Origin of the sequence: Streptomyces griseofuscus, from assembly GCF_014673495.1 — a bacterium.
Taxonomy (GTDB): domain Bacteria; phylum Actinomycetota; class Actinomycetes; order Streptomycetales; family Streptomycetaceae; genus Streptomyces; species Streptomyces murinus.
On sequence record NZ_CP051006.1, the window covers coordinates 4,890,886 to 4,914,557 of the forward strand.

General features: G+C 68.9%; 25 protein-coding genes and 1 pseudogene. 11 read left to right on the top strand and 15 right to left on the bottom strand.

Annotated features, from left to right (window positions below):
* Positions 1–31 precede the first annotated feature (31 nt).
* From HEP81_RS41585 to HEP81_RS21915, 4 genes are all read left to right on the top strand, one after another.
* The gene (locus HEP81_RS41585) at positions 32–502 is read left to right on the top strand and encodes an ATP-binding protein (RefSeq protein WP_243279517.1); all 471 of its coding nucleotides are present in this window, start codon (positions 32–34) and stop codon (positions 500–502) included.
* 458 nt (positions 503–960) lie between these two features.
* Positions 961–1,128, top strand: coding sequence for a hypothetical protein (locus HEP81_RS21905; protein ID WP_157854473.1), 168 nt, complete (start codon positions 961–963; stop codon positions 1,126–1,128).
* An 88-nt stretch (positions 1,129–1,216) separates the two neighbouring features.
* A complete protein-coding gene (locus HEP81_RS21910; protein WP_037657747.1) occupies positions 1,217–2,413 on the top strand; it encodes a JmjC domain-containing protein in 1,197 nt (398 codons plus the stop codon).
* Complete coding sequence (locus HEP81_RS21915) at positions 2,347–3,204, top strand: aldo/keto reductase (protein ID WP_037657745.1); 858 nt, start codon at positions 2,347–2,349, stop codon at positions 3,202–3,204. Before HEP81_RS21910 ends, HEP81_RS21915 begins: the two co-directional genes overlap by 67 nt.
* On the opposite strand, the gene HEP81_RS21920 is transcribed toward HEP81_RS21915, so the two are convergent.
* Positions 3,192–4,049, bottom strand: coding sequence for a hypothetical protein (locus HEP81_RS21920; RefSeq protein ID WP_037657744.1), 858 nt, complete (start codon positions 4,047–4,049; stop codon positions 3,192–3,194). The genes HEP81_RS21915 and HEP81_RS21920 overlap by 13 nt on opposite strands.
* 413 nt (positions 4,050–4,462) lie before the next feature.
* Between HEP81_RS21920 and HEP81_RS21925 the strand changes: the two genes are divergently transcribed.
* Positions 4,463–4,945 carry a DUF5994 family protein gene (locus HEP81_RS21925; RefSeq protein ID WP_037657832.1) on the top strand — a complete coding sequence of 161 codons (483 nt, stop codon included), beginning with the start codon at positions 4,463–4,465 and terminating at the stop codon, positions 4,943–4,945.
* Between the two features lie 93 nt (positions 4,946–5,038).
* Here HEP81_RS21925 and HEP81_RS21930 read toward each other — a convergent pair whose 3' ends face one another.
* From HEP81_RS21930 to HEP81_RS21955, 6 genes are all read right to left on the bottom strand, one after another.
* Complete coding sequence (locus HEP81_RS21930; protein WP_037657743.1) at positions 5,039–5,386, bottom strand: STAS domain-containing protein; 348 nt, start codon at positions 5,384–5,386, stop codon at positions 5,039–5,041.
* 11 nt (positions 5,387–5,397) lie between these two features.
* Positions 5,398–5,670, bottom strand: a complete 273-nt coding sequence (locus tag HEP81_RS21935) for a hypothetical protein (RefSeq protein WP_243279519.1) — start codon at positions 5,668–5,670, stop codon at positions 5,398–5,400.
* A 10-nt stretch (positions 5,671–5,680) separates the two neighbouring features.
* The gene (locus HEP81_RS21940; protein WP_037657741.1) at positions 5,681–6,400 is read right to left on the bottom strand and encodes a DUF5994 family protein; all 720 of its coding nucleotides are present in this window, start codon (positions 6,398–6,400) and stop codon (positions 5,681–5,683) included.
* Positions 6,401–6,603: 203 nt separating this feature from the next.
* The gene (locus tag HEP81_RS21945) at positions 6,604–7,830 is read right to left on the bottom strand and encodes an HTTM domain-containing protein (protein ID WP_381125863.1); all 1,227 of its coding nucleotides are present in this window, start codon (positions 7,828–7,830) and stop codon (positions 6,604–6,606) included.
* The gene (locus HEP81_RS21950; protein WP_078967458.1) at positions 7,820–8,383 is read right to left on the bottom strand and encodes a DUF5819 family protein; all 564 of its coding nucleotides are present in this window, start codon (positions 8,381–8,383) and stop codon (positions 7,820–7,822) included. The genes HEP81_RS21945 and HEP81_RS21950 overlap by 11 nt, the downstream gene beginning before the upstream one ends.
* A 286-nt stretch (positions 8,384–8,669) precedes the next feature.
* Positions 8,670–9,914, bottom strand: coding sequence for an ice-binding family protein (locus HEP81_RS21955; RefSeq protein ID WP_037657739.1), 1,245 nt, complete (start codon positions 9,912–9,914; stop codon positions 8,670–8,672).
* A 336-nt stretch (positions 9,915–10,250) separates the two neighbouring features.
* Between HEP81_RS21955 and HEP81_RS21960 the strand changes: the two are divergent.
* Positions 10,251–11,121: pseudogene (locus tag HEP81_RS21960) on the top strand (helix-turn-helix domain-containing protein).
* 409 nt (positions 11,122–11,530) lie between these two features.
* Complete coding sequence (locus tag HEP81_RS21965; protein ID WP_037657736.1) at positions 11,531–12,505, top strand: magnesium transporter CorA family protein; 975 nt, start codon at positions 11,531–11,533, stop codon at positions 12,503–12,505.
* 399 nt (positions 12,506–12,904) lie between these two features.
* Here the strand turns inward: HEP81_RS21965 and HEP81_RS21970 are convergent, their stop codons facing one another.
* Positions 12,905–13,807 carry a serine hydrolase domain-containing protein gene (locus HEP81_RS21970; RefSeq protein ID WP_078967457.1) on the bottom strand — a complete coding sequence of 301 codons (903 nt, stop codon included), beginning with the start codon at positions 13,805–13,807 and terminating at the stop codon, positions 12,905–12,907.
* Between HEP81_RS21970 and HEP81_RS21975 the strand changes: the two genes are divergently transcribed.
* Both HEP81_RS21975 and HEP81_RS41590 read left to right on the top strand, forming a co-directional pair.
* Positions 13,785–15,020: a PP2C family protein-serine/threonine phosphatase gene (locus HEP81_RS21975; RefSeq protein ID WP_243279524.1), complete on the top strand. Its 1,236-nt coding sequence runs from the start codon at positions 13,785–13,787 to the stop codon at positions 15,018–15,020. The two genes, HEP81_RS21970 and HEP81_RS21975, sit on opposite strands and share 23 nt — an antisense overlap.
* A 15-nt stretch (positions 15,021–15,035) precedes the next feature.
* Positions 15,036–15,482, top strand: a complete 447-nt coding sequence (locus HEP81_RS41590; RefSeq protein WP_338058775.1) for an ATP-binding protein — start codon at positions 15,036–15,038, stop codon at positions 15,480–15,482.
* On the opposite strand, the gene HEP81_RS21980 is transcribed toward HEP81_RS41590, so the two are convergent.
* From HEP81_RS21980 to HEP81_RS22005, 6 genes are all read right to left on the bottom strand, one after another.
* Complete coding sequence (locus tag HEP81_RS21980) at positions 15,440–15,814, bottom strand: ATP-binding protein (protein ID WP_078967456.1); 375 nt, start codon at positions 15,812–15,814, stop codon at positions 15,440–15,442. The genes HEP81_RS41590 and HEP81_RS21980 overlap by 43 nt on opposite strands.
* Positions 15,815–15,998: 184 nt before the next feature.
* Entirely contained in the window at positions 15,999–17,708 is a 1,710-nt protein-coding gene (locus HEP81_RS21985; protein WP_037657732.1) for a relaxase/mobilization nuclease domain-containing protein, read from the bottom strand.
* Positions 17,705–18,355, bottom strand: a complete 651-nt coding sequence (mobC, locus tag HEP81_RS21990) for a plasmid mobilization relaxosome protein MobC (RefSeq protein WP_078967455.1) — start codon at positions 18,353–18,355, stop codon at positions 17,705–17,707. Before mobC ends, HEP81_RS21985 begins: the two co-directional genes overlap by 4 nt.
* Positions 18,356–18,477: 122 nt before the next feature.
* A complete protein-coding gene (locus tag HEP81_RS21995) occupies positions 18,478–19,332 on the bottom strand; it encodes a DUF2637 domain-containing protein (protein ID WP_037657727.1) in 855 nt (284 codons plus the stop codon).
* A gap of 220 nt (positions 19,333–19,552) precedes the next feature.
* Positions 19,553–20,806, bottom strand: a complete 1,254-nt coding sequence (locus HEP81_RS22000; RefSeq protein ID WP_037657725.1) for a DUF3631 domain-containing protein — start codon at positions 20,804–20,806, stop codon at positions 19,553–19,555.
* Between the two features lie 136 nt (positions 20,807–20,942).
* Positions 20,943–21,182 (bottom strand): helix-turn-helix transcriptional regulator, encoded by a 240-nt coding sequence (locus tag HEP81_RS22005; RefSeq protein WP_078967454.1) that lies wholly within the window; start codon positions 21,180–21,182, stop codon positions 20,943–20,945.
* A 465-nt stretch (positions 21,183–21,647) separates the two neighbouring features.
* On the opposite strand from HEP81_RS22005, the gene HEP81_RS22010 reads away from it, so the two are divergent.
* Together HEP81_RS22010 and HEP81_RS22015 are read left to right on the top strand one after the other, a co-directional pair.
* A complete protein-coding gene (locus tag HEP81_RS22010; protein WP_037657824.1) occupies positions 21,648–21,929 on the top strand; it encodes a helix-turn-helix domain-containing protein in 282 nt (93 codons plus the stop codon).
* The gene (locus HEP81_RS22015) at positions 21,930–23,168 is read left to right on the top strand and encodes a tyrosine-type recombinase/integrase (RefSeq protein ID WP_167739855.1); all 1,239 of its coding nucleotides are present in this window, start codon (positions 21,930–21,932) and stop codon (positions 23,166–23,168) included. It begins immediately after the preceding gene.
* An 89-nt stretch (positions 23,169–23,257) separates the two neighbouring features.
* Here HEP81_RS22015 and HEP81_RS22020 read toward each other — a convergent pair whose 3' ends face one another.
* On the bottom strand, positions 23,258–23,605 hold the full coding sequence (locus HEP81_RS22020; protein WP_037657721.1) for a hypothetical protein: 348 nt from the start codon (positions 23,603–23,605) through the stop codon (positions 23,258–23,260).
* Between the last annotated feature and the right edge of the window lie 67 nt (positions 23,606–23,672).

Genomic DNA, 23,672 nt, shown 5'->3' on the forward strand with positions numbered 1-23,672 from the left:
GTCCGCCATGCCCACGCAAATCCACCGGTTCATGCTCGCGGGTATCGAATCCGAGGTGCCCCTGGCTCGGCATGAGATCGTCGACAAGGTACGTGCATGGGGTGTGCCGCTGGACGAGGAGACTGCCGACGCCATCCGGCTCGTTGCCTCGGAGCTCATCACCAACGCGGTGGTCCACGGGTCGGGGCCGATCACCGTCACGCTGTCCAGTCGGTCCGACCGCTTGGTGATCGATGTCCTGGACGGCGACCCGTCGGTTCCGCGGACCGGGTATGCCCAGGCGGACGACGAGAACGGGCGTGGCTTGGCCCTGGTCCGACTGCTTTTGACGCGCTGCGCCTGGAAGCCCGCCGACCCCGGTAAGCGTGTATGGGCTGAGATGACGCTCCCCATGGGGGTGGAGGCGATCCCTGCCGCTGCCGTTTCGCGTGGCCTGTCCGCGATCTGGGCCAAGCACACGGATGGAGCCGAGCCCGATTCGCTGACGTTGGCCGTCGGGTGATGGGGAGGCACGCGGTACGGGCGGCTCTGGACCGCGACACGGTCTTCCGTCCCACCCGCCGCGACATCGACCCCGTCACCGGGGAGCCGACGGGCAATGCGCTGTGGGACCGGCATGAATGGCAGGCGCATGGCGCGTGTTGGTTGTGGTGCGGCCGTGACGACGTCGAGGTGACGTGGATCGGGCCCGTCCGATCGAGCGGCATGCACGCAGCAATCTTCGCGTGCCGTGCCTGCCTGTACGAACTGGACCAGCGCGTCCTGGAGGCGAACCTGCGCCAGGATGCGGCCGTCCCGCCGACGAGTGGCCGGTCCGCTCGGTCGTAGGCGCAGAGCTGTGGCTCACCATGCCGCTCAGAGACCGCCGCCTCACAGAAAACCATCTCTCCCACGGCCGTGAGGCGGCCATGACCTTCCGCCGGAACCCCGGTGGGAGACCCGAAGAGGAAGGAGCACGAGGTGGAAGAGCGCACGACACCGCCTCCGGCCCGTAGCGGCCTGCTGATGGCGGTCGAGGAGCTGACCGCCGTCCACGACCGGTACGACAGCCTCCGGTCCGACAACGCCGGAAGCTCCGGCGACGCGCCGTGGCCGGGCGGCGACGGCAACCTGCACGACAGCGAGTAGGCCCGCACCAAGCGGCTGGGGTCGGTACGACTGGCTGTGCCGGCCCCGCCGTGTCCGCATCAGGTGACCACCCCACGGAGGGACAGCGATGGAACACCGGTTGATCAGCGCGATCGAGGCAGCACTCGGGTGGAACGGGGCAGAGGAGCTGGGCAAGGGCTTCGCGCGGGGCAGTACGAACGACCCCGCACTCCTCTCCCGCATCCTGACCCCCACCCGGCTGCTGGACATCGCCATGCGCAGGAGCCTGAGTCGTCCGCAGTTCCGGTGTTTCCAGAACGGTGTGGAGGTGCACCCGGCCGTCTACTGCACCGACAGCGTCAGCCCTCGCGGCCAGAGCATCCCCATGGTCAACATGCGCAGCCTCGGGAACCTCCTGCGGGAAGGCGCGACGCTCATCCTCGACCAGGCCAACACCTTCGACCCGACGATGGAGGTCGCGTGCCGGGCGCTGCAGTGGTGGTCTCATGAGCGTGTGCAGGTCAATGCGTACCTGACGACGAACGACGCCGCCGGCTTCCCTCTGCACTGGGACGACCACGACGTCGTGATCGTGCAGCTCGCGGGGGAGAAGGAATGGGAGGTGCGTGCGGCTTCCCGTAAAGCTCCCATGTACCGGGACTCCGACCCCAACAACACCCCGAGTGACGAGATCATCTGGTCCGGCGTGATGAAGAGTGGCGACGTCTTGCACATCCCCCGAGGCCACTGGCACCAGGCGACCAGGACCGGCAGCGGTTCGGGCAAGAGCCTCCACGTCACCTTCGGCATCACCAAACGCACCGGCGCCGCCTGGCTCGCCTGGCTCGCCGATTGGTGCCGTGAGCGCGAGATCTTCAGGCACGATCTGGATCGCCGGCACGGTCCTGACAGCGCGGCTCTGATCGAAGCCGCCGAGGCACTGCTCGGCGAGCGCTCCCCGGCCGACTACCTGGCCGCGTACGAGCAGGAGACGACCCTGCCTCGGCATGTGCCGTTCCTCGACGTCCTCGGGCCGCTCGACGCTGTGGTGTGCACCACCCACTTCCCTCCCCGCATCCAGGAGAGGGGGGAGGCCGCCGACGTCTTGGTCTCCGGGAAGAGGCTGGCCCTCGCGGCCAAGGCCCTGCCGGCGCTGCGTCTGCTGCTGAGCGGCAGGCCGGTCGTGCTGGAGCAGGCCGCGGCCGTCGTAGGTGCCGACGTGGTGGAGGTCGCCGAGATCCTGGTGGAGGAGGAGTTGTGCGCGGTCCTGACCCCCGAGTTGTCCTCGGGCTACACCGGTCTCGTCACGAACGCCGGCTCCTGACCGGGGCGCTGGACCTGGGCGTCACCGCGCTCGACACCAGCACCAACTACCTCGGCTTCCGCTCGCATCAGGTCCTGGCCCGGACAGCCGGTGACCTGCTGCCGAAGTTCACGGTCTCCACGAAGGTCGGCTACTTCCCGGCGCCCGGCGGGACGGAGCACTCCCTGGATCCCATGCGGCTGACTTCGGCCTTGGAAGAGGCGGCCAAGGACCTCCGACGGGAGCCGGACCTGGTCTTCCTGCACAACCCGGAGCAATTGCTGCGGGAGGCGGTTCCACCCAGCAAGGATCTGCTCGCAGGGGCGTGTGCCGCCCTGAACGACGCCACAGAGAAAGGGCTGTGCGCCGCCTGGGGCGTGGCGTCGTGGGACCCGTCACCGTTGCTGAGTCTGGTCGACGGGACCTTGCCGAGGCCGTCGGTTCTCATGATGCGCGCCGGCTTGCTGGTCGGCGCCAGGACGCTGGACGCGGCGGACACCCTCATCGATGCGTGGGATCTGGGCAATGGCGAGGTCTGGGGGATGAGCCCCTTCGGAGGCAGCACCGGGGCCTCGGTGTGGGACAGGATCGACCCGCGCCTCTTCCTTCACGACTGTGGTCGGCTCTCTCGCGTCCAGGCAGCGTTCAGAACCGCCTTCCATCTCCCGCGGGTCGACTCCATCGCCGTGGGCACCGACGAACCGACCCACCTGGAGGAACTCGTCGGAGCCCTGGCAGGCCAGGTGGAGGAGCGGGCTGTCCAGGAGTACCGCAGGCTCCTCCGTGACCGCTCGCGTGATCAGTCCGCCTGAAGTTCCTCGATGACCTGCTCGGCCATGCGCCGCGCGGGCTCCAACCGAGGATCCGCCGGGTGCGCGTACGGCCCGAGCATCTTCGAGCAGACGAACAGCGTCATCAGCTTGCCGTCCCGACTCTCGAAGTCCCGCCGACGCTCATGCCGTACACGATCGGCCAAAGACGGGACGGCAAGCGAACTCCCCCACAGTGAGGCGGAGTCCAGCCCCTGCGGCGCGTTCCCCCAGTCCTCCCAGTCGAAGAGGCTGAACACCGGGGCCGTGATGTTGGCCCAGTTTAGGTCGGCATGGGCTGGCACCCAACGCTGGACGGTCGTATCGAAGTCGCCGGAGAAGACGGCTCGGATGGACTCGGTGACCGACGCCTGGGTGATGGACTCGGTGTCGGGTGTGGCGAGCCGCCCCGTCCGATGCGCGGTCAGCGCGTCCAGTGAGGCGTTCAACCCGTCCCACCACTCGTCCGGGAGTTCCGGGGCCTCACTCAGAATGGCGCTTCCGACGGGAGGCGCCGGCAGGAGATCGGTCTCGTCGGCCCGCCACATCACCGGTTCGGTCGTGTCCCGCCAGACAACGCATCCCTGCCATGCCGGCTGGGCGACGCCATCCAGGCGGGCGGCGCACTCCGCGCCGTTCCATCCTTGATCGGTGATCTTGTCGAGCAGGCGTCGTTCGATGCGGACCCAGGTCTCGCGGTCCGTCCGGGCGCCCACGGACCGGCGCTTGCGCACCACCGTGTCCAAGAGCAATCGCACGTGCAGAGAGCGCGCGACGCGGTCCAGAACCTCATCAACTGGCTTTACGCGTAGGTCAACAGCCTGACTCGTGGAGGCCGAGAGCGTCATACACGCGACCGTAGCAGCGAGGCAGCGAGAGCCGTGCGCCAGATGGATCGGGCTCTTGAGGGGATGCCAGGACCAGACGCCAAAGGCCCCGGACCAAGATCGGTCCGGGGCCTCTGCACCGGTGCCCCCGGCAGGATTCGAACCTGCGACACCCGCTTTAGGAGTTTTCCCTGGGCGGGGCTGTGACCTGCGGAAACGTCGGTCGGAGTGCGTCTGGCCTGGGAAAACACCACTCCCTAGTTCTTCAGTGTTCACGGGGCTTCCCGTCCTCGTGTGTGCTGGATCCGTTCCGTCGGGGGCGGGGCGAGAGGGCGGGCGGTCTGCGGACGTCGGTGCGTGTGGCGCCAGGATTAGCGTGGGAGCTGCGGGGCGGAGTCCCGCCGTCGCACCCGCGCTACAGACGGGTGGTCATCATGACCAGCTCGGAAACACCACCTGTTCCCCGGCGTCTGCCCAGTGGCGTCCACGAGGCCGTGCGGCCGGGATCTGCGCTTCTCCGGCTGGAGACGACCGAATCACGCAAAGGCGTCCTCGACGGCGCGTGGTGGCCGCGCTCGCACGACTTCGGCGCCGAGCTGCCCGCCCTGTTGAGTGCCCTCGTCGCCCACCTCGGCCCCGTGTCCCGTGTGGGGCTGGATGCCGCCGCCTGGGAGGGTCTCCCGACGCGTATCGTCGTGGACGACCGCGTGGTGCACATCGACTCCTTCCCGGTGGGTGACGACACGGTCCTGATCACCCGGGGTGACCGGGACATCTTCTCGCTGCTGGTCGTCCCGCCCGACACGGCACCGGATGCCGCCCGTGCCGCGATGGCCCAGGCGGTCCAGGCGGACAACGTCAGCGACGCGGAACAGATCCTCATCGACACGGGGAGCGGGCGTGGTCCTGTGGGCTGACGGGGCGGCGCGGGGCGCGACCGGCGTACGGCTCGGCCGGCGCACCGGCGCCCTCCGTCCGGCGGGCCGTTCCCTGGGGCGCTTCTGCCGACGTCAAGCCCGCTGAGGGCGCGCCCCTCCCGGCCTCATCGGATAGAGCAGACCATCGCAGCCCGTGTCCATGAGCCGTCGTTCGGTCTGCGGGGAGGGGTGGTGCAGCAGGAGGAACGCCTGGGCCTCGGCGGCATGCTCGGACACGTCGAGGAAGACGCGCAGGCCGCTGTCGTCACAGCGGTCGACGGTGGTCAGATCGACGTCGATGAGGGTGATGCCGTCCCGCAGACACTGCTCAAGAGCGGCGCGCACCCGGGGCGCGGTGACGGGGTTTATCACACCGGCCAGGGTGACCAGGGCCCGCGTCCCCCGGTCGTGCCGGTAGATGTTCAGCCGTGGAAGAGTCATGACACCTCCGTTCAGATGCTCGGATCCTCGGGTATTCCAGAGCCTGCGTCAGGCCCCGGGCTCGCGTCGCCGCGGGCCGGGTGGGTGGTGGGCTGGGCGGTCGGACGCCCGGACCCATGGTGCGGGGTGCGGCTGGGGCGCGCCATGGCCGCGGCGACCGGGCCGGGAGGTGCTGTACCGTACGCCGCGATCCTGTCGGCGTGCTGGAGCCCGAGCCGGTGGATCACGTATGCCGCCACTGCGGCGAGGACCAGGAAGGCGGTGGCCGTCAGGAAGGTGCTCATGGCAGCCTCCTCACATACCGATGATCAACCGGCTTGCCGGCCCTGGCGTACCGGTCCGTCCGGTGACGGTCGCGGACACCGGCGAGGCGCCGCCCTCGTACTCCCATGCCTCGTCCGGGTCCAGTGCCTGGTCGACGGGGGAGACGGCGTGCCGGGCCTCCTCTGTTGCGATCAGCTCTGCTGCGATCAGCGCGCTGGCGGTCAGGGGTGGACCGTCGTGGTCGGACGCGGCTGCCAGCAGCCGGGCCGCCGACTCCGCCCCGGTCCCGGGCGGGACGACCAGCAGGTCCCAGCGGCCGGTGCCGTAGGAGAGCAGCAGCAGCTTGTGCGGGTCGATCTCTGAAGTGAACCAGCCGACCTTGACGGTGTGCCCGCGCACGGGGATCTCGCGGGGGATGACCGGCCAGTGCTCCGGGCTGACGGCGATACGGGTGATGCGGCCCCACAGGGGGTCCAACACGCCAGTGAGCGCCGGCAGTTCGCTGAGCAGGTCCCGGGACCGTGGCCACCAGGCTCCGTCCAACAGCCCGCGGGAGGTGCCGTCGGTCTTCAGTGCGAGGCGCGCGGCTGGGGCTGCGACGGGCTCCGAGTGCGGCAGGGGGGGAACAAAGGCCGCCGGCATGGTGCGGACCCGTCTCCGGGCTGCCTCCGCGGCGGCCTGGGTTTCATCTTTCGCCGGGGACGACCCGGCGTGGAAGCCGGTGTGCGAGATGCCCTCGGTACTGCCCACACTACTCCGCGTTCCGTTGCGGTGCGGAGCAGCGGCCGCATGGAGTGGAGTACCGGCCGGGTGGCCTCCCGGCCGTGCCCCAGTGCACAAGGCAGTCCCTCGGACTGTGTTCCGGGACCTGGCGCTGCCACCCGGTGCGCGGGAGACGTGAGGAGTGCTCACGAGTTGGGCGGTTGCTTCGTGATCACGAGTCCGCGCGGCTTCTACTGTGCCACCGTCGGGCCGGACGGTGGCGGACCGGCGTGACCGCTCGCCGGGCGTGACACCGGCCTGTACTCCTCCCGGCCGTCCGGGTGGGCGCACTGCTGGGGGACGGACCCGAGCGCTGCTCCCTGCCCCGGTGTCGGCACGTTGCATCGACTGGCGCTGCGCCGAAGGAGGTGAGGCAGGAACGTGTAGAAGCGGTCGGGAAGGAACACGGCGTCCGCGACGATCATCGTGGCCGAGAAGAGCGGCAGTCCGAGAACCACGGCGATGGCGACGTGCATGCCCAGCAGGACGCCCAGGACGGGGTACTTGAGCCGGCCGAACAGCACGAACGGAAAGGCGACCTGGGTGAGAACGGTCAGGTAACCGACGACCGCCATCGCGAGCGGGTACCGGTCCATGGCGTGGGAGAGCGCGGGCCACGGCTGGAAGAGATCCAGGTTCAGCACGTAGTGGAGCGCGGTGCCATCGTCCCAGAACGAGCCCTGGACCTTGTACAGACCGGCCGATCCGTACAGGAAGCAGACCTGCGCCGCGATCACGAAGACGCCGCAGTTGTGGACCACGGTGGCCAACGTCGTGCGGGCCGCCCGCAGGTCCTGCGGGACATGGCTCCGCGCTCGCGTCGTCGGCGTGCCGTCCGCACGTGCCGACTTGATCCGCGCCCTGCGCGCGTCCAGCGACCAGCGCCGGCCGCACGCGGTGAGCGCGAGGTAGAAGGCCATCAGCAGGAGGAGATTGTCGCCCCCGTCCGTCATGAAGATCGCCCTGGCGTGGAAGGAGGCCACCACAGTGGCGAAGACCACGGACGTGACCCGGGTTCGCCAGCCCAGCATGAACAGCGTGGACGTCACGAGGGCCAGCGCATAGCAGAGCTCGAAGTAGGCACGGCTGTCCGAAAGGATCAGGAAGCTGTACCAGCCCGTCTGGTCGAAGAGCTGTGCCGCCAGTGAGGGTGTCCACGGGGAGCCGGGGCCCCAGATCTCGTCCCGGTGCGGGAACTCCCGCAGGAGGAAGCTTAGGTAGAGCAGCCCGTAACCGATACGCAGAACGGACGTGGCGTACAAGGACACCGGCCGGCCGGTGAGAAAGTCCCAGAAGGCATCGGTCCGTGCGAGGAGCAGGCGGTGGACCGCCCCGGGGGCCCATGCCCCGCCCCCGCCCCCGGACCCGCCCGGTGCCGTCGGCGCGGCCGGGAGTTCGCGGATCTGCTCATTTCCCACGGGGTGTCACCTTCCACCAGGGCAGGAGCCGGTTCTCCACCGGTGTCGGCGGCCGGTGCCCGGCCGCCGTGCCGGGCGCGACGACGGGCGCCGTGACGACCCGGAGCTGGACGAACTCGAACGTGCCTCCGCGGAGACCGGCGACGCGTTCCGCGGCGATGTTGCCCAGATACTTCTGCATCATCACGGCTCGCGCCGAGCGTGCCGTGTCGTCCGCGCCGTGTGTGTCGACGTAGGAAGACCAGGCACGGCGCAGGAGGTTCTGAGCCGAGTGGCTCGGGAACGGGTCGTGTTCGACGGCGGCACGGTCCAGGGCGGTCAGGTCCGTCCAGGGGCTGACCCGCGCCGAGCCGTCGGGCTGGGTGTGCGCGGTCCTCGCCCACACCCTCCGGTTCACGGAGTCTGGATTGGGGGCGAAGAGCCGCCAGTTCTGTTCGAAGAAGGGGTACACCCACGCGTCGACCTGCCGGCTGTACCGCTGTGAGACCGGGTTGGGAGGCGCCACATGGAGAAAGACGGCACCGAGGTGGACCAGGGTCGTCACGACACACATGAGGACGGCAGCGCGCAGCCCCGCTCTCAGAGCCCTGACACCCCTCGGCCGCTTGGGGGGCAGGGCCGCGCCGTCACACCGCTCCCCCGGCGGCGGGCCGGCATCGGACCGTCGGCCTTCCCTCACGTGCGCTGAATCAGTTCCGCTCGGCACCGCCCACCTTGCTTTCTCGCTTCCACTGCCCGACGACCGAGGTTTCGTGGACCGACACCGGCGGCGTGCGGCGGAATCGAGGGATCCCGCCGCACGCAGTCATCCGGTGTACGGATCTCTCGCAACCCGCCAACTAGCCTTCCTGGCTGTCGACCTTGGGCGCGTTGCCGTAGCCGTAGTTGCCGCTGTTGTCGCCGTAGCCATAACCGTTGTCCTCAGGCTGACCACCCTGGCCGTACTCCGGCTTTCCGGGCGCACCCTGCTGTTCACCGCCCGGCTTGCCGTTGTGGCCAGGCCCGCCCCCGTGGCCCGGTCCCCCGTGCTCCCCCGGCTTGCCGCCGTGCTGGCCCGCGGTGTTTCCGACCGTGTTGCCCGCCGTGTTCCCGGAGGTGACGTTGTTCCCCGCGGTGTTGCCCACGGTGTTCCCGGAGGTGGCGCCGGCCGTGACGTTGACGATGGGGCCGCCGAGGAGACCACCGCTGACCAGGCCGCCGCTGAGCAGACCGCCGCTGACCAGTCCTCCACCGACCACACCGGAGGTGCTGCCGGCCGTGGTGCCGGTCGTCGTCCCGGCCGTTGTCCCGGTCGTCGTCCCGCTGGTGGTACCAGTCGTCGTGGTGCCACTGGTCGTGCCGGTCGAGCAGGAGTTGAGGAAGATCCGGTTGGTGTCGAGCGTCACGGCACCGTTGCGGGCCAGCGCCCGGCCCTCGATGTTCGTCCCCGTGGTCACGTGGATGTCCGTCAGCGCCATGATGGTGCCCACGAAAGTGGAGTTCGTCCCGAGGGTGGCAGAACTCCCGACCTGCCAGTACACATTGCACGGCGAAGCGCCGTTCGTCAGGAGCACCCGGCTGGAGGTCGCGGTCGTCAGAGCCTCCGGAATCTGGAACACCCAGACGGAATTCGGATTGCCCCCGGCGTCGAGGATCAGGTCGCCGGTGAGCCCGACACCGGAGGAAGCGGTGTAGACGCCCGGAAGCAGCGTCGTGCCACCGCCGATTCCCGCCGCGAGCGCGAAGTCCGTGGCCTGGCCGGCCGCATTGTTGTACGCCGTGACCAGGTCGGACTTGGCCTGAAGCGCCACGGCGTCGGCGGCGTGCACGGCACCGAGCACCTGGCCGGGCGGGAAGCCGGTGATGGACGGGTTCGGGTGCGTTCCGAGATCGTGACTGATCACCGTGGCACCGGTGTTGGTGACGCCCGCGCCCGCGAGAACGGAGAAGCTCGCCGCTGTGGCCAGCGGTACGGGCGTGGCGATGGCGACTGCCTGGGCGGGCGACAGGACGACCATCGCGGCGGCGACGGTCGCGGCGAGGGCCGAGGCCATCAAACCGGGCAAAGTTCGACGGCGGGCCATTTCAGGGATCTTCAGCTTCATCAAGAGGCCATTTTCTGTGGGGGGCCATGGCGTGCCGGGCCCTAATCAAATGCCCGGGGAGCCCTGATCTCGCCGTGCATATTACGGAAGAATTTCACAGGTGCCGCATAAAACGTGCGAAAGCCGCGATTCCCGGGCATTGAGCCGCCGAATGCAGGGCAATTATTGGGGTGTTCATATATCCGATAATCGTCCCGGTCGGCCGAGGGGAATGCCAACGTCACAGTCAGTTTTTCCTGCCCTGCGCACATGGAGCGTGGCACGTGATCGACGGGCGTCTTCCTGTGACAGCCTTCGGACCGGGCATTGATGTGACGTCGGAGGTACACACCGTTCATGGCGGCGAAGACCACTCCCACGGTGAGGAGACGACGGCTGGGGGCCGAACTGCGCCGGCTCCGTCAGGAAAGCGGGCTGACCAGCGTGGAAGTGGCCAAGCGGCTCATGGTTTCACAGCCTAAGATCAGCCACATCGAGAACGGCCGCCGTGCCATCAAGCCCCGCGATGTGCGCGACCTCTGCGCCCTCTACGGGGTGACGGCCCAGCAGGCGCTCGACTCTCTGCTGCGCATGGCCCGGGAGTCTGGACAGCGGGGCTGGTGGACGTCTACGGTGACCATCCCCGGAGCGTCTACATGGGGCTGGAGACGGACGCCGCCTCGATCCACATCTTCGAGCCCATGGCGATCCCCGGTCTGCTGCAAACCCCCGCCTACGCCCAGGCCGTCATCGAAGAATCGTTCCCCCGGATTGCCGTCGAACAGGCCGCCCGGCGCCTCAACGTACGGCTGCGCCGCCAGCACCGGATCTACGACCCGGTCTCCCCGCTGCGCCTGTGGGTGGTCCTGGAGGAAGCGGCACTGCGTCGTCTCGTCGGCAGCCCCCAGATCATGCGCGAGCAACTGAAGCACCTGAACGCACTGGGGACCGAGCCCCACATCACCCTGCAGGTACTCCCGCACGTGGTGGGAGCCACCCCGGCCTGTGCGGACCGTTCTCCGTCCTGCACTTCGCCGACAGTCCCCAGGCGGGGGTTGTGTATCTGGAACGCTTCACCAGCGACCTCTACCTGGAGAAACAGCCGGACGTGCAGCACTACGGCATGTTGTACGACAACCTCCAGGCCCAGGCCCTCAACCCCGACGACACGCGTGACCTCATCCGCGGCGTCGTCGAGTCCTGCGTGGCGACCCGACACCACTGCTGATCGCCGGGGACCCGGTGAGACGGAAGCCCGGACAGGCAAACGCCCGATGGCCGGGCCGCTTCCGCGGTCGGGCCCTTGCCCGTCGCACGACTGCGCGGTGGCCGTGGTATCGCCGCGGCTCAGGAACCGGTGTCCACGGTGGTGGCCGGGCGCCCGTGCACGGCTGCTGTAAGCCCGGCCCGACCGGCGGCGAACACCCGGCGGACCAAACGCCGCTGCCACGGCACCTCCACGGCACGCGGGTGGTGGTTCCGCCGCACCCACGCGAACTGGAGGGCTGGCGCGCGTGGGGTTGTCCCTGCCGGGCGGGCGCCCCGCCTTCAAGGCAGTCCGGGCGGTGCCGCCCGCCGGGTGCGTCTCCGGCAGTGGTGTCCGCCGATGTTCCGCTGGTGCCGTTAGGGTGCGCGATATGGCCCATACCCGGCTGTACCGCGACGGTTCCCTGGTTGAGGAGGACTTCCCGGTCCGGGACATCTCCCGGCATCTGGCGGACTCTTCTGCGACCGTGTGGTTGGATCTGTACCGCCCGGACCGCGCCGAGTTCACGGCGGTCGGCGAGGAACTCGGTCTCCATGAGCTGGCTCTTGAGGGCGCGCTGCACGAGGGGCAGCGGGCGAAACTCGACAACTACCGGACCCATCACTTCCTCAGCGTCTACGCGGTCGCCGTCGACCCGGACAGTGCGGAACTGACGATGAGCGAGCTCGCGGTCATCCTCACGTCGCAGGCGCTGATCACGGTCCGCAAGGACGCCGCGTTCGCTCTCGACGAGCTGGTCGCCCGCTGGGACCGCACCCCGGCTCTGGCAGCGCACGGGGTGGCCTTTCTGCTCTACGGTCTGCTCGACCATGTCGTCGACGGGCACTTCGCCGCGGTACGGCAACTCGACGAACGTATCGAGGAACTGGACGCCCTGATCTTCGCCGAAGGCGGCCGGCAGATCCAGACCGTACAGCGCCAGTCCTACGCCCTGCGGAAATCACTGGTCCGGCTCCGTCGCGTGGTCCTGCCCATGCGGGAGGTCGTCAACGCTCTCATGCGCCCCGACCTCGACATCGTTGATGATCCCTTGCTGCCGTACTACCGAGATGTGTACGACCACGTGCTGCGTGCCGGCGAGTGGACGGAGTCGCTGCGCGACCTAGTGGCTTCGGTGATGGAGACCAACTTGTCCGTGCAGGCGAACCGGATGAATCTGATCATGAAGAAGGTGACGAGCTGGGCCGCGATCATCGCCGTGCCCACGGCGATCACTGGCTTCTACGGACAGAACCTTCCCTACCCCGGCTTCGCACACCAATCGGGTTTCATCGTTTCCAGCGCCGTCATCGTCGTTGTCTCTCTGACGCTGTACTTCGTTTTCAAGCGCTGGGAGTGGCTCTGACCGCGCACTCTGCTGCGTGCCAGTCGACAGATTGGCGTTGGGTTCGTTTCCGAAAGACCTGCTGTAGCGGTGAATCAACCGCTGAACCCGTCCGGACGGCCAGCGCGAACCCGACGACAGGGCGCCCGAAGGATCATGTCTTGAGGCGGCTGACTGTGAGGCGCTGGCCCTTCAGCAGCGGAAGGTGCGCACGTGGAAGGCGTGGACGCCCGTGACGTCGCTCATCTCGTCCGGGATGTGCGGTATGGCTGCGAGGTAGGCGGCCGTCGAGTTCACGATGTACAGCATGTCGTCCGCGTCGGGTTGACGATGACCGAGTCAGTGGAGGCCGGCCTCTGTGAGCGCGTCGCGGGGGCTTCTCCCAGTGCCTTGGTAAAACCCGGCCCCTCGTCCAGTTCCCTATACGAAGGCGAGTGCGCGGAATGTGTTGCGGACGTCGGTCAGTGGTGCGCGGTCGCGGGTGTAGTAGAGCTTGTTGGTCAGGAGTACTGCCCACCGGCCCCGAGCAGGCGAGACCCACATTCCTGTGCCGGTGAAGCCGTAGTGGACCCACACATCCTCTTCGACCAACGTACCAGGGGCGGGGTGCCAGAACAGCCCACGGGCCGGCTGGAGCCCGCCGGTCTGAATGGTCAGGGAGCATGCGGTCCACGCGGTCGTGAAGCCTGCGCTGGTGCGGGACTTGGAGCCGTCAAGCATGTAGCGGAGGAAGGCCGCGAGGTCGTCCAGGATGGTGAAGACGCCTGCGATGCCGCAGGCACCGCCCAGGAGGCGTGCGGAGAAGTCGTGGGCCGTTCCCTTCAGGTGCGTATCGGTGTCCTGGTCGAGTTCGGTGGGTGCGCAGCGGTCGGCGATTTCGGCAGGCAGGGGGCCGAAGCGGGTGGAGGTCATGCCCAGGGGGCACCAGGTGCGGGCGGTGGCCAGTTGGTCCAACGGGTGGCCGGAGAGGTATTCGGCGAGGTAGCCGAGGATGAGGGCGGACCGGTCGATGTACTCGACGGCTTCGCCGGGCGAGCGGTGGAGAGGCTCGTGCAGCACGCCGCGGCGGATGTCGTCCGGGTTGGTGCCGTAGAGGTTCTTCAGCTGGGCTCGCAGTGGGACGCCGGCGGTGTGCGTCAGCAGCTGCCTGGCGGTGACGGCTCCGAGTGGGTGCCCGGCGACCTCCTGCCAGAAGCTGCCGAGCGGCTGGTCGAGGTCGAGGATGCCCTCCTCCCACAGGGCGCCGATGGAGGACCAGACGGCCAGAATCTTGGTGAGGCTGGCATTCGCCGAGATCCTGGTGCCCGAGATCGCCGACTTCATCGCTGTCGACTTGATCGGGGCCGTTCTGGGCGGCCGTGAACCCGATGCCCGTTCCGTCGCCCGGACGGGCGACACGCGCCGGGCCGTCCACCGATCCGTCCGCGAGGACCTGCCCGAAGTCGTCGTCCCACCTGGCGGCACGGTGGGGTATGCGGACGGGTCCCCGCAGTGGCAGTGTCTTGCAAGCGGGCGCCCCGTCCTGAACGCGGTGTTGGCGCCTTCGAGTCCTTGGCTGGTGGAGGACAGCGCGCGCAGCACCGTCAGACGAGAGCTGGGCATCCACTCCCGCATGGTGGTTCCGCTCCGGGCCCGGGACGTGACCATGGGAGTGGCGACCCTTATGCGGTGGCGCAGCCCTGAACCCTTCACACCGGAAGACCTGCTCCTCGTCGAGGAACTCGCTGCCCGGGCTGCTGTCTGCATCGACAACGCACGCCGGTTCACCCGAGAGCGGCACTCCGCGCTGATGCTCCAGCGCAGTCTGCTGCCGCACGAAATGCCCGCCCGCGCGGCCGTGGAAGCTGCTTACCGCTATCTGCCGGCCGACTCTGAGGCAGGGGTGGGCGGAGACTGGTTCGATGTCCTGCCCCTGGCGTGTGCCCGGGTGGGGCTGGTGGTCGGCGACGTCGTCGGACACGGCCTGCGTGCCGCTGCCACCATGGGCCGGCTGCGCACAGCCGTGCACACGCTCGCCGATCTGGATCTGCCCCCCGACGAACTGCTGGCACACCTCGACGACCTGGTCCAGCGCCTGGCCGAGGAGGCCGAGATCGCGCATCCCGAGGGAGCCGAGGGCGTGGTCGGTGCCACGTGCCTGTACGGCGTCTACGACTCGGTCACGCGGCGTGCGACGTTCGCCAGCGCCGGGCATCCGCCACCTGCCATCGCACACAGGAACAAGCCGGTGGAGTTCTGCGACATCCCGATCGGCCCCCTGCTCGGTGTGGGCGGTATGCCCTTCGAAGCGGTGGAGGTCGACATCCCGGACGACTGGGTCGTGGCTCTGTACACCGACGGTCTGATCACGGCCTCCGAGTCCGATACGGACATCGGTCTGGCGCGACTGAGCTTCGCGCTCGCCCATCCGGACCGCCCACTGGAAGAGATCACCGGCACCCTGGAGCGCATCCTGCTGCCCGATCGTCCTCCGGACGACGTCGCCTTCCTGGTTGCCCGGCCTCGCCCCCTGCCTGCCGACTGCGTCGCCTCATGAGGGCTGGCCTTCGAACTGGAAACGGCCGGACGGGCCCGCCCGCTGACCGGCGAGCGCCTCGCTCATTGGCGGCTTGAGGAACTGACCTTCGCGGCCGAGTTGATCGTCAGCGAACTGGTCACCAACGCGGTCCGGCATGCGTGTGGCCCCGTTTCCCTGCGGCTCATCCGGACGGAGAACCGTCTCATCTGCGCGGTCTCGGACGGCAGCAGCACCGCACCCCACATGCGAAGGGCGAAAGCCGGCGATGAAGGAGGCCGCGGCCTCTTCCTGGTGGCACAGTTCGCCGCGCGCTGGGGCACCCGCCACACCTCGGACGGCAAAATCATCTGGGCGGAACTGCTCGCCCCTGCGGCAGAAACGGGCACTCTTCCCCTGACATCGACCGCCGCCCACAGCACCCATGGCCATGTCGCAACTCAGTGGGCCACTGGCAGGACGGCACGGACGGACTTGCCCTGACTGTGGACCTCGACGGTGATGTCGGTGGCCAGCTCCTGGACGAGGTACCAGCCGAACCCACCTGGCTGGAAGGCGTTGGTGCGACTGAGTCGTGGAGGGTCGGTGCTGGCGTCGGAGACGGTGACCACGACGCTGCCGGGCCCGGCAGCCAGCCGGAACCCTTTGACGCCGCCGGCGTGCCGCTCGGCGTTCGTCACCAGCTCGGATACCACGAGGAGCAACCGCTTCGGCTTCCGCGCCGTTCGACGGCCCCACCGATTCCAAGAAGCTGCGGGTGATGTCACGCGCCTGGGCTGCCGTGTGTATGTACGCCTCGTAGGTTCCGCGGTCATTGTCCTCCGCGGATGAGTGCACCATCACTTTCTCCAGTGTCTGACTGTCTCGGTCCAGTCTTGTGCCCAGAATGTGGTTGATCATCCGCATTCCGGATCGCCGCAGCCAGCTCAGGGTCGGGCGGGGTGAGGCACCTTCCTTTCTGCGGACAGCCTCCCGGTGGCGAGGCCGTCAGCGCCGGGCCTACCGGTACCGAGCAGGTGCCGCAGTACCAGGTTCCGACGGGTTCGGCGGGGTCTGGCCAGGCTGTGCCGGTCGTGCTGTCGCGCTTGTGTGGGCTTGTGCGGCTCGTGCTCGATCGCTGGGCGACTGCCGGGCAGCGAGCCGTTGGATGTGCCAGGTGAGGGTTCTGGCGGTGGAGCGGGCGTCGTCGAGGGTGCGCCGCTGTGCGGCGTGCCGGAGGAGCCGCTCGGGGTCGTGGCCAATGTTCTCGGCTTCGGTCAAAGCGGCGGCCAGTGCCGGCCAGGCGGGGTCGTCGAATACCTGTTGGGCGTGCTCGGGCAGGATCGCGATGATGCGCTGGGTGTGACGTTCCACGATGTCGGCGGGTGGCTGGCGCTGGGCCAGGGCGGCCAGCGGCTCGGCAGCAGCCTGTCGGTAGGCGGCCTGGAGATGGACCAGGGTCTGGTGGGCGGCGGTGACCTGCTGGTCGTGCCCGCGGGCTTGGTGCCAGCGGGCTGTGGCTATGACGACGAGGACGGCTATGTCGAGGAACATGGCCAGCCCGGAGCCGTCGCCGGTGACCGGTGCGATACGCAGGGCGCGCACTGCGCTCCGCAGAGCGCGGGCCTGGTCCTGCTGGGCGCGGATGCGGGAGCGGGTGGCGCGTTCGAAGACGATGGCGGCCTGCTGCAGGTGTGGCCGCAGGTGGCTGGGGGCGAGCAGCGGCAGCACGTCTATGGCTTCGCCGAAGGCCGCGATGTGGGCCTGGGCGGCTGAGTCGTCGCCGTGGTCGAGGTGGTGGCGGATGCGCTCGCTTGCTGCGGCGGCCTGGTGCCAGGGGTTGGGCCTGCGCCGGCTGCCCGCCTGCGAGACGGACGGGGCCTCGACCGCGGTGAGGCGTTCCGCGATCTTGGGGAAGGACAGGTCGGGGGCGAGTTTGGCGCCGGAGAACCAGATCGGCTCGCCGGCGGTGTTGGTGTCGCCTTCCACGGCGACCTTGTAGCCGCGCACGTCGCCGGAGGGGAAGCGCTGGAAGTCGACGAGGACGCCGTCGACGCCGTCGAGCAGGTGGAGGAAGTCTTCGGGGCTGGTGGCGATGGAGACCAGTTGGCGGACGGTGGTGCGCAGGCGTTCGCGGGAGGTCTTGGTCTTGCCGGTGCGGCGGGCCTTCTCCGTCTCGGCGCGGGTGGGGCGCTGGGCGGCGGTGCGGTCGCCGCGCACCACCCGCTTCAGGCCGTATTCCTTCTCGATGGCCGCGAGTTCCTTATCCGCGGTCAGGTAGTCGTTCCAGTGGCGGGCGGTGCGCAGGTCGCCTCGGACCTTGGTGGCGGCGATGTGGATGTGGTCGTCCGCGTGGCGTACGGCGACCCACCGGCACCCATCGGGATCGCCTTGTGGCGCGATGCCGGTGGCCGCCACAATCCGGTGGGCGATGTCGGCCCACTCGGCGTCGGTGAGGTGCCGGTCGCCGGGCGCGGCACGTACCGAGCAGTGCCACACGTGCCGCTCGGGCGCCCGGCCCAGTCGGCGGGCTTGCTTGACCCGCAGGTCGAGGTCGGCCACGAGGCGCTTCTTTGTGGCGTCGGAGTCGTTGGCGCGGCCGGGGTCGGGGGCGAAACCGTCCCAGGACGCGACCAGGTGCGGGTCGGTGTGGTCCTTCGCCTTCTTCGTGTCGAACAGGTACCGGATCAGGCCGGCGGTGCTCTTGCCGCTGCCGATCTTGGCGATCACCGGGCCGCCTTCGCGGAGACGGCCCGGTTCATCGTCTGCGCGATGTCGCCGATCGCGGCGCGGACGGCGTCCAGGGTGCGCTCGGTCTGGGCGAGGACGGAGGTGTCCCCAGGGTGTGGATCGCCTCCAGCGTTGAGACGGTGGGCGATCTGGTTGACGTTGTTGCCGATGCGGGCGACTCCGGCCCGCAGGGCGTCGAGCTTGTCGAGGCAGTCGTCGAGCTGGGTGCGCTGCCCGGCCAGGCCCATGGTGAGGTCACCGTCGAGGTAGGCCATGATCACGGCGCCGACGAGGTGGGCGGCGGCGATGCCCAGCTTGCGGGCGCGGGTGAGGATCCGGGTCTTCTCGTCGATGCTGTAGCGGACGTCGACACGCTCTTTGCGCTGGACGCTCTCGCGGGTACGACGGCGGGCGATACGACGCAGGGTGACTTCGTCGGCAGACGCGGCGGGGGACTGCTCGGCTGCGCCGACGGGCGTTTCCTCCTCGGGCACCCCCTGGTGCCCGAGGTCCTCCGCCACCTCCGGGGCGGACGTGTCCGCGTTGGACCGGCCCTTGGACGGTCCAACGTCATACCTTGCTGCGCTGGTGGCGGTAGTGGTCATCTGCTGCGGCAGGCTTGGCACTTCGTGGTGCGGGTCGTGCATCGGGCGGTTCTCCGTGCGTTGTGGGAAAGAGGTCATGGTTCCAAGACCGCTCGTCCCGCGGCGGGCTGTGCGGGGACGAGCGGGAGGAGTCGAGCGCGAGGGGGACGGACGTGCCTGCGGACTCAGTGGGCGCCGACGGGTTCCTTGTCGGGCTCGTGCTGCCGCCGGCGGGCGGCCTGGTCGAGTTCGGCCTGCACGTGGTCCTTGATCTGGGTCAGGCGGTCCTTGCCGATGCGGTACCCAGCGGCGCGGATGGCCGCCTCGATGTTGCGGCGTGAGGCGCGGTCCCCGCGTCCCAGTGGTGCGGTGCGGGCGATAGCGAGCAGCTCGTCGAAGGTGGCGTCGCGTTCGTGGCCGCCTTCTTTGGCGAGCGGCCTCGGGGCCTGGGGCACCTTGACTGCTGCCTCCGCTACGTTCGCGCGCTCGGCCACATCGGGCGAGCACCGCACCTTCTTCGGCAGGGAGGTCTCATCGGCCGAACGGACAGGCGGCTCGGCACTGTGTCTGCCGTTGTGGCTGTCGCGGACCGTTTGGCTCGTTGTGGCGGCAGCCTCATGCGCGCGGGGTGTGGGGTGGCGGCGGATGACGAGGTCGAGGTGGACCGCGCCGGCGAGCGCGAGAGGGGCGATGGCGGACAGGGCGCCGACGGTGATGTCGTCCAGGTGCAGTCCGGCGGTGCGTGCCTGCTGGTTGAGGCGGATGGCGTGCAGGGCGTTGGCCCATATGCTCGTGACCGTGGCGAGCCCGACGAGTGCCCAGACGTACAGGCGTGAGCGCCAGGGTGCGGTGCGCAGGATGAGCAGGGCGGCGACGCCGATGGCGATGAACCCGTCGATCACCAGCGGGAAGGCGTATGTGAGGACTCCGCGGACGTGGATGGCGACGGCCATCTGCCGCAGGGCGTCGTAGGAGAGGGCGAAGCCGATCGTGCCGACCAGGGCGACCCCGAGGCGGATCGCTACGGTCACTGGCGGCACGGGAGTTTGGGTGGTGCGTGAAGGCAAGCGTGGTACTCCAGGGAGAGACGGCTGCCATAGCCACAGGGCAGGGCTGCCGGTGGGGAGGGGGCGGACTCGTCGCACCCGTCGCATGCCTGGTCAGGGCAGGTACGGGAGCCTTGCGTGATACGGGAGGACCCGTCACAGTTACCGGACCCGTCACGGGGTTGACCTGCAATGCGACGTGTGCGACGTGTGTTTACGGGAGTACAGCCGACTCGTGACGGGTGGTCTCACCGCTGCCGTCGGGAGGCTGCTCCTCAGGGCAGTAGCGGGCCCAGGCGTCGGTGAACTGCGTGCGGGTGAATCCCCGGGCCTGCCGTCCGCCCTCGAAGCGGAGGACGGTCGCCTGGATACCGAAGTCCTTCAACAGGATCCCCAGGTGGCGCGGGGTCAGACCGGTGTTGCGGTACTCCGCCCACGGTGCCTCGTGGTCCTTGAGCAGTTCCTCCAGCAGGTCCCGCGTGCGTACGCTGTCGGGATCGCCGTAGCACGCGAAGACGCGGCGGATGTCCTTCAGCAGGCGCGTCTTGACGTTGGACTCGTCGTCCTGGCCGACCTCGGCCGCACACATCGCCGCACAGGCTGTCCGTGCTTTCTTGGGCCAGGTGCCGCCTGCCAGTTCGGCGACGACGACCAGCGGTTCCCAGGTGTCGGCTGCCCGGTCCTGCACTGGCATGGGCGGCACCAGGTCGGCTGCGGTGTCCATCAGCGGGCGCAGCCAGGCGGTGAGCCGATCGCGCAGGGCGTGCAGGGCGGGGATGTCGCGGCGGGAGCGGAACTGCTCCACCCGCTCACCTGCCTTGCGCCGCTGCATGCGGATCACCACAGCCCGGTCCATGACCGTGTCCGGCAGGTCCCCGATGCCGGCGAGCGCGGCCATCGCGAAGGTGGGGAACGCCTGCGGCTTGTGCTCCGGCCCGGAGATGCGCAGAGCGGGCCGGTTGCGCTGGTGGCCGGCGTTGAGCAGGCCGCGCAGCTCCTCGTTCTTCTCGGCGGCCTTGATGCTGCCGAAGATGGTGTCGGCCTCGTCCACCAGCAGGGTGGGCGGGTCGTCACCGATGGCGCGGAAGACAACCGCCGGGCTCGTGTTCACAGTGATCAGCGGCTCCCGCACCGTCTCCGTGATCACATCCAGCAGGCGGGACTTGCCACACCGTTTCGCCGGCCCGACCACCGCCAGACGCGGTGCGTGCTGCAGCGCGGGCTGGATGTGCGTGGCCGCCACCCACAGCGTCACGGCGGTCAGCGCCTCACTGCTGGGCAGGATCACGTACCGCGCGATGGCTTCACGCAGCTCGTCCAGCAGTTGCGCGCCTTCGCCGACCTGCGTGGGCTCGTCGTCCTCGGCGGCGGAGGCACCCAGGGCGGGAGCCTGGCGGGGGGTGGCGACGGCCGGCCAAGCGGGTATGGAGGATGCGGCGGGGGTGGTCGGAGACGTAGATTCGTCCACAGGCGTTCCTTCCCGGTGGGCCGGACGGGCAAGGCCCGGCCCACCGATTCGATTGTTCAAGGGCGATGGGGCAGGGACTCTGCGGCTCTCGGCGGTGGCTCGCCGAGAGCCGTTTCGCTCTCCTGGTGGGGCGGCTTCAGGCCGTCAGGTCGTACGCGGACTGGGCGTTCACCCAGGCGTCCACCTCGGTCCAGCGGTAGCGCAGGTGGCGGCCGACCTTGTGCACGTTGGGGCCGATGCCGCGGTACTTCCACTGGTAGAGGGTCTTCACCGGCACTCCGAGATGTGCGGCAACCTCCGCGGGGGTGGCAAGCGGGCCACGGGCAGCTGCAGCGGTTGCAGGGGCATTGGTGTTACGGGGAGAAGAGGTCGGCACGAGGCTCCTTTTCGGTCTTGGACAACGGCCTGGACAACACAGCCACACCTCATGGAGAGAAGTCCAGAGTTGGTTCTGAAACTCTGTACTACTTCTCTCTGCGTGGCCGGGTGGATGGAAACACTAAGGGTGGATGCGCGGTTGCCGAAATCGCTCCCGAGGAACTCGAAATTTTTTGACGTGAAGCCTTCCGTAGAGGTGTCGGAATCCGATACCCCTAGTTCGGGGGTGTCCCGGGCGTGGGCGGGTGCTATCCGGTGAACACGGTTGACTGTTCGGCTTATACCTGCTCGAATCGCCCATCAGCAGAGCGTGAAGGGAAAGTAACACGGCATTCCCGGAGGAACGGCTCGTGATGTGCCGGAATTCGATGAGAGGAACGCCACTCGGCCCTGAGGTGACTTCTGTAGGGTTTAAGAATCAACTCTTGCCATGGCGGCCGGACGCAAGTTACAGCTAACTGTCATGGCAACCCGACCTGTCGAAATAGGCCCCGCCGGCCTCCACACCGCCCGCGCCATCGAGCGCCTACGCCTCGTGCGCGGCCTGACCCAGCACCAGCTCGCGGCCCGCTGCACCGCACTGGGCCGCCCGATGACCAACACGGCCCTGAGTCGCACCGAACGCGCGCGCCGTCGCTGCGACATCGACGACCTCGTCACCATCGCCGGCGCTCTTGGCATCCCTGCCACGACACTGCTCCTGCCATTCCCGTCGGTGCCCAGCGGCGACCGGGAGGGGTGCTAGTTGGCGCGGGTCTGGATTGAGGACCGCATAGGGCACACGGCGTACGTACGGGCCACGGCGGAAGCCAAGCGGGCGGGCCGTACGCCGCCGGGGCGGTACCGCGTGCGCTGGTACGACCCCGACGGCAGGCCGAAGATGAAGACCTTCGCCCGCAAGGTCGACGCCGAGGCGGAGCGGACAAGGATGGAGTCGCGTCTCAACGACGGCTCCTATCGCGATCCCGCAGCCGCGCGGGTGAAGTTCGCAGAGGTGGCGGAGTCCTGGCTGGCGGCGCAGCTCCACCTCAAGCGCTCAACCCGGGCTCGCTACCGCGGTGTTCTCGACGTCCACGTGATCCCCAAGTGGGGCACCACCCCGCTGGACCGCATCCACTTCGAGGACATCGCCGAGTGGCTCGCGGATCTGCTGTCCGGCGAGGCGACCGGCGGCAGGAAGCTCAGCCCCCGGTCGGTCCGCAAGGCGTATGTCGTCCTCAGCCGCGTTCTCGGCTACGCGGTCAAGGCCCGTCGTCTGGCAGCCAACCCGGCTGTCGGCGTGCCCCTGCCGAAGGCGATGCCCGCTGATCACGTGTACCTCGACGACATGCAGGTCGACGCGCTGGCTAACGCGTCAGGGGCCTACCGGGTGTTCATCCTGCTGCTGGCCTACACCGGACTGCGCTGGGGTGAGGCATCCGCGCTCAAGGTGGGCCGCGTCGACCTGGACGCCTGTCGGGCCCACATCGTGGAGGCGTACGCCGAGGACAACGGCAAGCTCTACCTCGACACCCCCAAGAACCACGAGCGCCGGTCCGTACCGATCCCGCGGTTCCTGGCCGAGGAGCTGAAGCCTCATGTCCAGGGGCGGGGAGATGACGACTTGCTCTTCACCGCCCCGCAGGGCGGGCCGCTGCGGGCCCGCAACTTCCGTCAGCGGTTCTTCGCGCCGGCGGTCGTGAAGGCCGGACTGGGGCACCTCAAGGTCACCCCGCACAAGCTGAGGCACACGGCAGCCTCGCTCGCCATCGCCAGCGGCGCGGACGTCAACGTCGTCCAGACGATGCTGGGCCACAAGTCCGCGACGCTGACCCTGGACACGTACGGGCATCTCTTCCCGGACCGCCTGGACGAGGTCTCGAAGAAGATGCACAAGCGCCGCTCCAAGCAATTGGCCAAGGCGAAGGCCAAGCTGGAGAAGGCGGAGCGGAAGGCCCGTGAGGCCGCCGAGACAGTGGTCGCCTTGGAGGAAGACGCCGCGTGATGTGGGCCTAACCCGTGCCGGGGCGCCGTAACCGAAGGGGGTACCCCACCGCGCTGATGCGGTGGGGTGCCCCCTTCGTCTTCCTCGGATCAGGTCAGTCGCGGCCGGCGGCTTTCCTCCCAGAACCGGTCCATAGCAGCAGCGGCCGCATCCCCAGCCAACCGCTCGATCCTCTCGGGCACCTCGCGCTCGTCGAGGACGAAGAGCCTCCCGCCGACAAGGCGGGTGGTCGTCTTCCAGCCGAGACGCCGTCCCGCCTCCCTGGCGGCACGCCGGACGTCCTTGAGCTCGCCCATCTCCGCAAGATCGTCAGAGCCGAGGATCAGCTGCCCGTAGTACCCCTCGTACTCCGGCCTCAGCGCGGCCAGCATCATCGACTCAAGTCGGTCGATCAGCCTCTCGTGCCGGCGGCGGGCCAGCTCGTCCTTCGCGGGCATATCGCACAGCTCCCCACCTCTGCCCGCAGCACCCATGTGTGCCATATGTGTGCTGCGAGTACGAAGG

What these genes read in the sequence shown, in the direction of transcription:
- HEP81_RS21950 (WP_078967458.1), bottom strand. Translation starts at nt 8,383, where the DNA reads ATGTGTGTCGTGACGACCCTGGTCCACCTCGGTGCCGTCTTTCTCCAT.
- HEP81_RS21925 (WP_037657832.1), top strand. Translation starts at nt 4,463, where the DNA reads ATGACCAGCTCGGAAACACCACCTGTTCCCCGGCGTCTGCCCAGTGGC.
- HEP81_RS21970 (WP_078967457.1), bottom strand. Translation starts at nt 13,807, where the DNA reads ATGAAGTCGGCGATCTCGGGCACCAGGATCTCGGCGAATGCCAGCCTC.
- HEP81_RS21965 (WP_037657736.1), top strand. Translation starts at nt 11,531, where the DNA reads ATGGCCCATACCCGGCTGTACCGCGACGGTTCCCTGGTTGAGGAGGAC.
- HEP81_RS22020 (WP_037657721.1), bottom strand. Translation starts at nt 23,605, where the DNA reads ATGCCCGCGAAGGACGAGCTGGCCCGCCGCCGGCACGAGAGGCTGATC.
- HEP81_RS21935 (WP_243279519.1), bottom strand. Translation starts at nt 5,670, where the DNA reads ATGAGCACCTTCCTGACGGCCACCGCCTTCCTGGTCCTCGCCGCAGTG.
- HEP81_RS21910 (WP_037657747.1), top strand. Translation starts at nt 1,217, where the DNA reads ATGGAACACCGGTTGATCAGCGCGATCGAGGCAGCACTCGGGTGGAAC.
- HEP81_RS21930 (WP_037657743.1), bottom strand. Translation starts at nt 5,386, where the DNA reads ATGACTCTTCCACGGCTGAACATCTACCGGCACGACCGGGGGACGCGG.
- HEP81_RS21955 (WP_037657739.1), bottom strand. Translation starts at nt 9,914, where the DNA reads ATGAAGCTGAAGATCCCTGAAATGGCCCGCCGTCGAACTTTGCCCGGT.
- HEP81_RS21980 (WP_078967456.1), bottom strand. Translation starts at nt 15,814, where the DNA reads ATGACCGCGGAACCTACGAGGCGTACATACACACGGCAGCCCAGGCGC.
- HEP81_RS22010 (WP_037657824.1), top strand. Translation starts at nt 21,648, where the DNA reads ATGGCAACCCGACCTGTCGAAATAGGCCCCGCCGGCCTCCACACCGCC.
- mobC (WP_078967455.1), bottom strand. Translation starts at nt 18,355, where the DNA reads ATGCACGACCCGCACCACGAAGTGCCAAGCCTGCCGCAGCAGATGACC.
- HEP81_RS21920 (WP_037657744.1), bottom strand. Translation starts at nt 4,049, where the DNA reads ATGACGCTCTCGGCCTCCACGAGTCAGGCTGTTGACCTACGCGTAAAG.
- HEP81_RS41585 (WP_243279517.1), top strand. Translation starts at nt 32, where the DNA reads ATGCTCGCGGGTATCGAATCCGAGGTGCCCCTGGCTCGGCATGAGATC.